The sequence below is a fragment of the Agrobacterium sp. DSM 25558 genome, from assembly GCF_900100825.1.
GTDB lineage: Bacteria > Pseudomonadota > Alphaproteobacteria > Rhizobiales > Rhizobiaceae > Agrobacterium.
Genome location: NZ_FMUD01000080.1, coordinates 1 through 2018, shown reverse-complemented (window position 1 = coordinate 2018; position 2018 = coordinate 1). Strand labels below are relative to the sequence as shown.

Sequence of the window (2018 nt, the reverse complement as noted above, 5' to 3'; positions counted from 1 at the left end):
ATCCGGCAGTTCGAACCGCAGAGGCAAATGCTCTGGAGGACGCAAGCATCTGCGCGACATTGCCTACATGGCCGCGCTGAGCGCAATCAAGATCAAGGATCCCATTCTCGGCACTTTCTACCAGCGCCTGCGCAGCAACGGAAAAACCTTTAAGATCGCCATCGTCGCAACAATCCGAAAGCTCATAACCATCCTCAACGCAATCGCAAAAACAGACCCTGCTTTTACTTGATCGTCCACGGTTGCTTGATGCGGGATCCAGTCAGCCCAAGTCCTTGGGCTGAGAGAATCTTTCGCGCCGCGTCTGCTGCGGAAGACTCCTCCGCGATCAAGGACTTGATCGCACTGGATACCGGGTCAAGCCCGGCATGACGGAAGACAACATGATCTTCCCTCACATCCCCCGCACCCGTGGCTCCGTCACAGTGTCCATCGCCAGTGCCGTCAACGCCCACACCAGCGCATCCAGCCGGTCGGGGGAACGCTTGGAAGATAGCCCGTCCGGCCCAAAGTCCGTCATCTGGTCCTCCAGCTTCTCAAACCGCCCGGCATGCCGAACCCGGCCCTGCTCGTACAGCGCTGCCACCGGTTCGGCGCGGGTAAACTTGCCCCGGCTTGCTCGCACCATGGTAATGGGCAGGTTGGCGTCGATGCTTTTCAGCATGGCGCTCACCATCTCGCCGCCTTGGTTTACCTCGGCCACCACCCGGTCTGCCTCGAAGCGATGATGCGCGGCAACCACGGCGCGCGCCCAGCCCGCCGGGGTCGCGCCCTCGGCAGAACAATCCGCCAGAACCCAGAACCGCCCGTCGATGCCGATGCCCGCAACCACGATGCCGCAGCAGGACCCCTCACCGCTTCCCGCTGGCGGGTCCACCGCCACCACGATGCGTGCGAGAACATCCGGCCTGTCATCGAAGATCGCCTCAATATCCGCGCGTTTCCACAGCGCATCATCACGCTGCGCAATCAGCTCGCCATCCAGTTCCTGCCGCCCCAGCCGCGTGCCGCCATAGCGTTTCATCATCGCATCGATGAAGCCGGGAGAGAGGTTCGCCGCATTGTCATGGGTGCGCATCCGCACCACACGACTGCTCGGGTCGGCCATCAGCGTTTTCAAAAGCGGTATCGGCCTTGGTGTCGTGGTAATCAGCTGCTGCGGCCGGTCGCCAAGGCGAAGGCCGAATTGCAGCATGTCCCAGGTTTCCTGCGCGTACCGCCACTTCGCCAGCTCGTCAGACCAGGCAAAATGAAACTGCGGCCCGCGTAGGCTTTCCGGGTCTTCGGAAGAAAAGATTTGCGCCATCGCCCCGTTCGGCCATACCAGCCTGCGGCGCGATGCCTCGAAATCCGGCCTCTTGCGTCTGGCGATCCGGCAGATGCCGGATACGCCGTCGATCATCACCTCACGCGCATCGCCCAGCGTTTCCGCCACCAGCGCAATGCGCAGATCGGAATGGTCGCCCGAGGAAGCGATGAGATGCACCCATTCGGCCCCGGCACGGGTCTTGCCAGACCCGCGACCGCCGATCAGCAGCCAGTTGCGCCAGTCTCCTTCCGGCGGCTGTTGCGGGCAACTTCCCACAAAACGCCAATCTCGATTGAAACGAGTGACGAACTGTTGTTGATGACGTTCGGCAAGCGGTTTTGTCATGCCTTTGGCAATCTCTTGTCTGCGAATGTCTGGTATCTCGGAACCGATGCGCGGCAGCAAAGCACGCCCCGCATCATTCTCGCCCGTCAGCCGGCTGCCCCTCCGGCGAAAGACCGGCAGCAACAAGCCTTGCCCGCAATTTTTGCTCGACAAGCTCATCCATCCGCCTCTGGAAGAAGGCGACAGCCTCTTCGTAATCTTGCGTTGCCGCTTCGCTTTCGGCGGCAACTTCGCGGTCACGCGCCAGTTGCCGTTGCAGCGTATCGATCTTTTCTAAAGTCCGCACGATCAACGACATGGCATCGGTCGCAGCCTTCACATCGGCCCGCGCCCCCTTACCCGCCACCTCCTTACCCGCCACCTC

The 2018-nt window shown here is 61.6% G+C and carries 2 protein-coding genes and 1 pseudogene; 1 reads left to right on the top strand and 2 read right to left on the bottom strand.

Features of this window, described 5'->3' with window-relative positions:
• Window positions 1-232, top strand: a 232-nt coding sequence (locus DSM25558_RS28045) for a transposase (RefSeq protein ID WP_143240278.1), incomplete at its 5' end; no start/stop codon positions are given.
• A 162-nt stretch (window positions 233-394) separates the two neighbouring features.
• Here the strand turns inward: DSM25558_RS28045 and DSM25558_RS27500 are convergent.
• Window positions 395-1654, bottom strand: a complete 1260-nt coding sequence (locus DSM25558_RS27500) for a DNA-packaging protein (protein ID WP_077107779.1) — start codon at window positions 1652-1654, stop codon at window positions 395-397.
• 73 nt (window positions 1655-1727) lie between these two features.
• A pseudogene (locus tag DSM25558_RS27495) lies at window positions 1728-2018 on the bottom strand (hypothetical protein); the annotation flags it as partial.